We start from the raw sequence: 8,768 nt of genomic DNA, 5'->3' as shown, positions 1-8,768 counted from the left end.
ACCTGTGACATCTACCTTGTAAGGGTAGCGCTCTACCAACTGAGCTAAACTCCCATGAGTTTAAATAACTATTGAACAAGTGGCGACCCCTAAAGGATTTGAACCTCTGTTCCTACCATGAAGTGATAGTGTCCTTGGCCACTAGACGAAAGGGTCACTGAAACCAACCATGGTGTCCCGTGATGGATTCGAACCATCGACCCCCTCATTAAAAGTGAGATGCTCTACCGGCTGAGCTAACGAGACCTCTTTAACCATCGAAACTCGGTGATTGTGAGGGCGAAATTATAGGGGAAAGTTTACGTTTTGTCAAGCTGTTTTGGAAAGATTTGCAAAAGGATACTCGCGTGCGCTGGCCCTGCTTTTTTGCGTATTAACTAAAGAAGAGCTCTTTGTCGATGTTTAGGAGCATCTTGACTGCCATTAGGACACTTTGTTCTTGAATATAGTTGCGATCACCTTCAAAATGAAAACGTTCCGTATGAACCGTTGTTTTGGAGCGTGCACTGATATAGACGGTTCCGACCGGTTTGGCTTCACTCCCTCCTGTAGGTCCGGCAACACCGCTGATGGAGAGGGAAAAATCGGCGAAACTCACATTCATTGCCCCCTCGGACATCTCTAATACTACTTCGGCGCTGACGGCACCGTGTGTTTCGAGTGCGTGATCGTCCACTGCAAGCCAGTTGGCTTTGAGTGTGTTGGAATAGGTAATGAGAGAGCCGTCAAAAACGGCTGATGCACCGCTTTGTGAAGTAAAATAATGGGCAAGCGATCCGCCACTGCAACTCTCCGCAAAAGAGAGCTTTTTTTTATGATGGGAAAGTTTTTCGATGATGTAAGCCGCTACGTTGGATGCGGCAATCACTTTGTGATACATCAATCCGCGTGCTGATGCGATAAATTGAGACAAATTCCCGTGCTTGCGGGTATGAATGCGGATTTTCAGCCATCCCTCGACCAATTCGCTGAACTCAAGTTTAACATCGAAATTTTGGGCTAACGGCTCCAAAAGGGTCTGCGCGCTGGTGAGTTCTTCGTTAAAGAGATGAATGGTTGAAAGACGCGATTCGTCATCAATTAAAATCGGAGGAAGTGCTTTACCTTCCGTTGCTAAGATCACATTGATTTCAGAATTGTTGTGGGCAAGGAGATAACTTCCGTTTTCAAGTACGCTTACCCGTGATGGGATGAGCATTTGCTCTTTGAGCACCTGATTGTCTGCGGTAACGGTACTGAGTAATTTTCCGACGATGGTAAAGGTGCTTTTGGTGGTGATGATGATCAGTTTGGATTCACTTTTCAAAAGGGTTTCAAGATGTAAAAAAAGCCCTTTATCGGACTCTTCGAAATAGCTGATAGAGTCGATTGATGTAAGTGAATTTTTGATATTTCGAAGGATATATCGCTCAAATGCTTCATTTAAAATCAATCGATTTCCTACGAAAATAACATCACGTTTCATGGTTCTTCCAAATAAAAATTTGGGATAGTATAGCACAGTGACAGCAAAATTTAATCACCTAAAAGATATAATGCACCACTTTTTCTATAAGGTAACAGATGGATTATAAAGAGACCCTCCTTCTACCTCAAACCAAATTTCCGATGCGCGGAAATTTGGTTCAAAATGAGCCGACACGCTATGCCGCGTGGATTGCTAACGATGTTTACACTCGTATGAAAGCTAACCGCGTCGGGGCGCAAAGTTTTACCCTCCATGACGGTCCTCCGTATGCCAACGGTCATACCCATATCGGTCATGCTCTTAATAAAGTGCTCAAAGACATTATCGTGAAATATCACTACTTCAACGGTAAATCGGTTCGCTTTACCCCCGGTTGGGATTGTCACGGATTACCGATTGAGCAGCAGGTTGAGAAAAAACTGGGCGGAAAACAGAAAAAAGAGCTTCTTAGCACCGCAGAAGTACGCCAAATGTGCCGTGATCATGCCCGTGAATTTGTCGATGTTCAACGCGAAGAGTTTAAAAAACTGGGTGTTGTTGCTGACTGGGATAATCCGTATTTGACGATGGATTCCAAATTTGAAGCGAATATTTATCGCACCCTTTGCTCCGTTGCCAAAAAAGGGCTGTTGATTGAGCGTTCAAAACCGGTTTACTGGAGCTGGGCGGAACGTACCGCACTTGCCGAAGCGGAAGTGGAATACGAAGACAAAGAGGACTACTCGATCTATGTCGCGTTTGAGCTGAACGACGATGCCAAAGTACGTGCCGGTATCGAAGGGAAAGCCGCGATCGTCATCTGGACGACAACACCTTGGACCTTGCCAGCCAATACAGGGATCTCTCTCAACCCTGAGGAGGTGTATGTTCGAACATCTGATGGGTATATCGTAGCCGAAAAGCGCTACAATGCACTGATCGAAGAGGGTGTTTTTAGCGGAAGCGTTGTGCAAAAAATCGAAGCCAAAAAATTTGAAAACAGCTATGCGATCAACCCGCTAAACGGACGCGGATCGCATCTGGTTTTGGGTGAGCACGTTTTGATGGAGAACGGTTCGGGGTGCGTTCACACCGCTCCGGGACACGGGGAGGACGACTACCGTGTCGGTCTTCGCTATAACCTCGAAGTGGTGATGCCGGTCGATGAGACGGGGTGTTACGATCAGACAATCGTCCGAGAAAAACTTCTTCCGAATGCCGAAGAGTTTGTCGGAATGCATATTTTCAAAGCGAATGAGCCGATTATCGCCCTTTTGGGTGAGAGTGCCTTGAAAGTGTCGAAATTCCGCCACTCCTACCCGCACTGCTGGAGAAGTCATACGCCGCTTATTTACCGTGCGACGAAACAGTGGTTTATCAGCGTTGACGGAACTCCTGATGGGGAGAGTAAAACGCTTCGAGAAATCGCGCAGGCAGAAGTAGCGAAAACGGCGTTTTATCCGGAGAGCGGGCGTAACCGTCTAGGCTCTATGGTTGAAAACCGCCCTGACTGGTGTATCTCGCGTCAGCGTGACTGGGGGGTTCCGATCGCATTTTTCCGAGTCAAAGCGACGGGTGAGGTGATCTTGGATGAAAAGGTGCTCAATTACATCGCGATGATTTTTGAGATGCACAGCAGTGATGCATGGTATTCGATGAGCATCGAAGAGCTTCTCTATCCGGGATCGGGATACAAAGCCGATGAGCTTGAAAAAGTAAGTGACATTCTCGATGTATGGTTTGATAGTGGCTCAACATGGAATGCGGTGCTTAAATCACGCAACTATGATGCTGGGCGATATCCGGCTGATTTGTATATCGAGGGTTCAGACCAGCATCGCGGATGGTTCCAAAGCTCGCTCTTTTTGAGTACGGCGGTGGAACACGTCGCTCCATATAAAGCGCTTCTCACTCACGGCTTTACCGTCGATGAGAAGGGTGAGAAGATGTCCAAGTCCAAAGGGAATGTCGTTGCACCGGAAAAAGTTCTGAGTCAGTACGGAAGCGAAATCCTACGCCTTTGGGTAGCGATGAGCGATTATCAGGGGGATTTGAAAATCTCCGATAATATCCTCAAGCAGATTGCCGAACAGTACCGCAAACTCCGTAATACATTCCGTATTATGTTGGCGAATTTGGATGGTTTAGAGGAAATCGTACCGTACAGTGAAATGGGCGAAATCGATAAATGGATTGTCTCCAAAGCCAAAGAGGTGTTTGACGAAACCCATCGTTTGTTCGGAGAATACAATTTTGTTCACGGGATGAGCGGTCTGAACTATTTTATCGTGAATGAACTCAGCGGTATCTATATCGATATTACGAAAGATCGTATGTACTGTGATGCAGCTACATCTGCGGAGCGCCGATCAACCCAGAGTGCTATGGCGATTATCGCTAAATCGATGCTGGGATTGATCGCTCCGATTCTGACCTATACCGCCGATGAGATTTTCGAGAATGCTCCTGCAGTGATCAAAGGTTCTGCTAGGGATATTTTCGATGTAACCTATGCTTCTATTGAACCAGTAGAAAGTTCTTGGGCTGAAGAGCGTGCTAAAGCAATTCGTATTGCGTTTAACGAAATCGTAGACGGACTCAAAAAAGAGAAAGTCATTAAAAATACACTCGAATTGGTTATTTCGACAAACATGCCACATACATTTGAGAAAAAAGATATTGAAGAGTATTTGGTTATCTCCAAATGGTGTGCGTGCAAGCTCAAAGATATTTTAGGAACTTTCGAGATTGAGGGGAATGTATTCAATATCGCTCTTGCGTCCAAAGCAAAATGCCCGCGCTGCTGGAAATACCACAGTGAAAACGAAGAGACTCTTTGCCCTCGTTGTGCGCAGGTAGTTGAATAATGATCGATATGACACAGCCCGTACCGCTTAGCTTTGTCGCCGAAACGGTTGGGGTGATTTTTATCGTCATCGCGTTAGGAATTTTGATGGTCAAACAAGCAAAACGACGAAAGGAATCTGTATGATTACATTGAAAGAGGCGTTAAAACTCTCTAAAGAAGAACTCGCTTCACTCAAAGAAGAACTCAAAGCTAAGATTGCCGCGAATCCTGAACTCAATGCCTATATCGATGTGCTTAATGTCGGCGAGGGGATTCCGATCGCGATCAAGGACAATATCCAAGTAACCGGATGGTCGGTCACATCGGGTTCGAATATCCTCAAAGGGTATATCGCTCCCTACAATGCAACCGTTATCGACAAGCTTCTAGCCGCTAATATGTCACCGTTTGGCCGTACCAATATGGACGAGTTTGCGATGGGTTCGACAACCGAGAGCAGCTGCTATGGCAAAACCCTTAACCCGCTGAACCACAATTGTGTTCCGGGCGGAAGCTCGGGAGGATCGGCTGCGGCAGTGGCGGCAGGGCTTGCCGTAGCGGCTCTTGGAAGCGACACGGGTGGATCGATTCGTCAACCGGCCGCATTTTGCGGAATCGTGGGGATGAAGCCGACCTACGGACGTGTCAGCCGTTACGGTTTGGGTGCGTATGCGAGTTCGCTCGATCAGATCGGACCTATGACCCAAAACGTCGAAGATGCGGCTATTTTATATGACATTATCCAAGGATACGATCCGAAAGATTCGACCTCTGCGGATCGCAACGACGGAACGGTGAGCGATAAATTGGATGCAACGGTGCAGTATAAAATTGCGATTGTTCCAGACTATGTCAAAGATGCCTCCGAAGATGTTCGTAATGCGTATGCCAAAGCGATTGAAGTGCTTAAAAATGCGGGACATACCATCGTCGAAAAAACATTGATGGATCCGAAATACGATATTTCTGCGTACTATATCACCGCAACAGCGGAAGCGACGACCAATCTTGCCCGATATGACGGAATCCGCTACGGTAACCGTGTAGAGGGTGAAAATTTGAAAGAGACATTTTTACAAACCCGTTCTCAAGGATTCGGACCGGAGGTACAACGCCGTATCATGTTGGGGAACTTCGTTCTCTCATCGGGATACTACGATGCGTATTATGTCAAAGCGCAAAAAGTGCGTTCATTGATTCAAGAGGAGTATAATAAGATTTTTGAAGAGGTTGATCTTATTTTGACTCCCGTTGCACCTCGTACAGCGTATGAATTCGGTACTTTGAACGATCCGTTGGAGATGTATTTGAGTGACATATATACCATTTCGGTCAATTTGGCAGGACTTCCGGCCATTTCGATTCCGGTGGATACCGCTTCAAACGGCATGCCGGTCGGATTACAACTAATTGCCGCTCCGTATGCGGAGCAAACACTCTTTAACGGGGCATTGAGCCTCGAAACCAAACTAAAAGGATAATTGATGAATATTCGTAAACGCGCTCTCACTTTTGAAGATGTATTGCTCATCCCTAAATACTCTGAGGTTCTCCCGAAAGAGGTGAGTTTAAAAACTATGTTAACCCGTAATATTCCGCTCAATATTCCGATGGTTTCAGCTGCAATGGATACGGTAACCGAATATCGAGCCGCTATTGCTATGGCACATTTGGGCGGAATCGGAATTATCCACAAAAATATGGATATTGAGACACAGGTTAAGCAAATCAAAAAAGTCAAAAAATCGGAAAGCGGAATCATCATCGATCCGATTTACGTTCATCCGGATGCGACGCTTGCAGAAGCGGAACAGTTGATGAATGAGTTCAAAATTTCGGGTGTACCCGTCGTGGACGGTCATAATAAATTGCTCGGAATTTTGACAAACCGTGACATGCGTTTTGAAAAAGATTTGAAAAAAGAGGCAAAAGAGGTGATGACACCGATGCCTTTGATTACGGCAAAAGCGGGCATCACCCTCGAAGAAGCTGAACAAATCATGCACAAAAACAAGATCGAAAAGCTTCCGATTATTGACGAAAACGGCTTTCTAAAAGGTTTGATTACGATCAAAGACATTAAAAAACGGATTGAGTATCCGCATGCGAATAAAGACGATTTCGGCCGTCTACGTGTCGGTGCGGCGATTGGCGTCGGTCAAATCGACCGTGCGAAAGCGCTTGTTGATGCAGGTGTGGATGTTTTGGTTCTTGACTCGGCACACGGTCACTCCAAAGGGATTATTGATACCGTTAAAGCAATTAAAAAAGAGATGGTGGTCGATATCATTGCCGGAAACGTAGCAACGGCAGAAGCAACCGAAGCGTTGATCGAAGCGGGAGTTGACGGTGTCAAAGTGGGTATCGGACCAGGATCGATCTGTACGACCCGTATTGTGGCCGGTGTCGGTGTACCGCAAATCTCGGCTATCGATGAGTGTGCCAGCGCCGCACGTAAACACGGTGTTCCGGTTATCGCCGATGGCGGTATCCGTTATTCGGGCGATATTGCCAAAGCGCTTGCCGTAGGTGCGAGTGCAATCATGGCGGGGTCGTTATTGGCAGGAACGGAAGAATCTCCTGGAGATACCATCATGTATCAAGGGCGCCAGTACAAAGCATACCGCGGAATGGGTTCGATCGGAGCGATGACCAAAGGCTCGACCGATCGTTATTTCCAAGAGGGGACTGCGGCGGACAAACTCGTTCCGGAAGGGATTGAGGGACGTGTTCCGTATCGCGGTACGATTGCCGCTGTTGTCCATCAAATGATGGGAGGCTTACGCTCATCAATGGGATATTGCGGAAGTGAGAGCATTGCAGCGTTCTGGGACAAAGCAGAGTTCGTTGAAATCACCAGTGCAGGTTTGAAAGAATCGCATGTTCATGATGTTATTATTACCCAAGAAGCACCGAACTACCATGTATAAATATTCCTTATTAACCTAATGGCCATTATACCGTTAGGGAAACATGGGAAAATGTGGGTTGTGTTGATACAATTGCACAAAAAATTCACAAAGGATGAATATGCAACTTCAAACCGAAGCGTTACACGCGGGATACGATAAAGATACTCAAAGTACGATGGCGGTACCAATCTATATGAGTACGGCATTTGATTTTGGCAGTACCGATTTTGCTGCGAGCAGTTTTAATCTACAGCAAGGGACCGATAACGTCTATACCCGTGTTGGTAATCCGACAACCGCCGTTTTAGAAAAACGATTTGCTGTTTTGGAAGGCGGAAGCGCTGCATTGGCAGTGAGCAGCGGTATGAGTGCTATATTTTATAGCATACTCAATGTTGCGCAAGCGGGTGATAATATTGTCGTAGCGAACCAACTCTACGGCGGAACGGTAACTCTCTTTTCTCAAACCTTAAAACGTCTGGGAATCGAAGCCCGTTTCTTTGATATCCATTCAACCGATGCCATCGAAGCATTGATCGATGAACATACCAAATGTCTCTTTTTTGAGAGTATTACCAATCCAAGTATCGATGTTCCAAATTTTGATGCATTGATCGCCATTGCTAACAAACACAACATTATCACGATCGTGGATAATACGGTTGCGACACCAATGTTATGTCAGCCGTTATTGTTAGGCGTGGATGTAGTGGTTCACAGTGCGAGTAAATACACCACAGGGCAGGGGCTTGCAATCGGCGGATTGATTGTTGAGCGAAAAAACCTTGTGGAGAAAATCAAAGGTAACGTCCGTTATCCCGATTTTAATGCACCTGAAGTAAGTTATCACGGCTTGGTATTTGCCGATTCGGTGGTAAGCGGTATCTTGTTTACGTTTAGAGCCAGAATGATATTAATGCGCGACACGGGCGCCGTATTAAGCCCTTTTAACGCATGGTTATTTATTCAGGGGGTTGAGACATTATCACTGCGGATGAAACAGCATTCTCAAAGTGCGTTGAGTATTGCACAGTGGCTTGAGAATCATCCGAGTGTAAAAAAAGTAAACTATCCGTTGCTAGAAAGCGATAAAAGTTATTCTAATGCTCAGAAATATCTTACTAAGGGTGCGAGCGGACTGCTTAGTTTCGAGGTAGAAAACTTTGAAACGGCGAAAAAAGTATTGGACAATGTAAATATATTCTCTATCGTAGCCAATATTGGAGACAGTAAATCGATTATCAACCACTCCGCTTCTACAACGCATCAGCAGCTCAGCAAAGAGGAGTTGAAAAAAGCGGGGGTGAGTGAAGGTTTGATCCGTTTAAGTGTCGGGCTGGAAGATTGTGACGATTTAATTGCCGACTTAAAAGCGGCGTTCGACGCGTAAAGGGTATTATGTTAAATCTGCAAATTTACACTGAACATTTTACTAATCCGCTCTATTTAGAGAGCGGACGTATCTTAGAACCGTATGATATTGTTTACGAAACATACGGAGAGCTCAATGAAGCGAAAGATAATGTGATTGTAATTTGCCATGCCCTTACAGGTTCTCATC

At 45.8% G+C, this 8,768-nt stretch carries 5 protein-coding genes, 2 tRNA genes and 1 pseudogene; 5 read left to right on the top strand and 3 right to left on the bottom strand.

All coding sequences use genetic code 11. The annotated features are described in order from the left end of the window. Positions 1 to 80 precede the first annotated feature (80 nt). From JHC35_RS00100 to JHC35_RS00090, 3 genes are all read right to left on the bottom strand, one after another. Positions 81 to 156, bottom strand: a tRNA-Glu gene (locus JHC35_RS00100). Between the two features lie 14 nt (positions 157 to 170). Next, positions 171 to 246, bottom strand: a tRNA-Lys gene (locus tag JHC35_RS00095). A gap of 127 nt (positions 247 to 373) precedes the next feature. Further along, complete coding sequence (locus JHC35_RS00090) at positions 374 to 1,465, bottom strand: CinA family protein (protein ID WP_295041238.1); 1,092 nt, start codon at positions 1,463 to 1,465, stop codon at positions 374 to 376. Between the two features lie 98 nt (positions 1,466 to 1,563). Here JHC35_RS00090 and ileS point away from each other — a divergent pair, with 98 nt between their 5' ends. The 5 genes and pseudogenes from ileS to metX all read left to right on the top strand — a co-directional run. Then, positions 1,564 to 4,314 carry an isoleucine--tRNA ligase gene (gene ileS / locus JHC35_RS00085; RefSeq protein ID WP_295041237.1) on the top strand — a complete coding sequence of 917 codons (2,751 nt, stop codon included), beginning with the start codon at positions 1,564 to 1,566 and terminating at the stop codon, positions 4,312 to 4,314. 121 nt (positions 4,315 to 4,435) lie between these two features. Next, positions 4,436 to 5,776 carry an Asp-tRNA(Asn)/Glu-tRNA(Gln) amidotransferase subunit GatA gene (gene gatA, locus JHC35_RS00080; protein ID WP_295041235.1) on the top strand — a complete coding sequence of 447 codons (1,341 nt, stop codon included), beginning with the start codon at positions 4,436 to 4,438 and terminating at the stop codon, positions 5,774 to 5,776. 3 nt (positions 5,777 to 5,779) lie between these two features. Further along, positions 5,780 to 7,225, top strand: a complete 1,446-nt coding sequence (gene guaB, locus JHC35_RS00075) for an IMP dehydrogenase (RefSeq protein WP_295041233.1) — start codon at positions 5,780 to 5,782, stop codon at positions 7,223 to 7,225. Positions 7,226 to 7,325: 100 nt separating this feature from the next. Beyond that, the gene (locus tag JHC35_RS00070; protein ID WP_295041231.1) at positions 7,326 to 8,597 is read left to right on the top strand and encodes an O-acetylhomoserine aminocarboxypropyltransferase/cysteine synthase family protein; all 1,272 of its coding nucleotides are present in this window, start codon (positions 7,326 to 7,328) and stop codon (positions 8,595 to 8,597) included. Between the two features lie 8 nt (positions 8,598 to 8,605). Beyond that, a pseudogene (metX, locus tag JHC35_RS00065) lies at positions 8,606 to 8,768 on the top strand (homoserine O-acetyltransferase); the annotation flags it as partial.

The sequence above is a fragment of the Sulfuricurvum sp. genome, assembly GCF_022759005.1.
In the GTDB taxonomy this organism is placed as follows: Bacteria; Campylobacterota; Campylobacteria; order Campylobacterales; family Sulfurimonadaceae; genus Sulfuricurvum.
This window is presented reverse-complemented; position numbering and strand designations above follow the sequence as displayed.

Excerpts from the sequence above, each read along its gene's own strand:
- JHC35_RS00090 (WP_295041238.1), bottom strand. The coding sequence starts at position 1,465 with ATGAAACGTGATGTTATTTTCGTAGGAAATCGATTGATTTTAAATGAA.
- ileS (WP_295041237.1), top strand. The coding sequence starts at position 1,564 with ATGGATTATAAAGAGACCCTCCTTCTACCTCAAACCAAATTTCCGATG.
- gatA (WP_295041235.1), top strand. The coding sequence starts at position 4,436 with ATGATTACATTGAAAGAGGCGTTAAAACTCTCTAAAGAAGAACTCGCT.
- guaB (WP_295041233.1), top strand. The coding sequence starts at position 5,780 with ATGAATATTCGTAAACGCGCTCTCACTTTTGAAGATGTATTGCTCATC.
- JHC35_RS00070 (WP_295041231.1), top strand. The coding sequence starts at position 7,326 with ATGCAACTTCAAACCGAAGCGTTACACGCGGGATACGATAAAGATACT.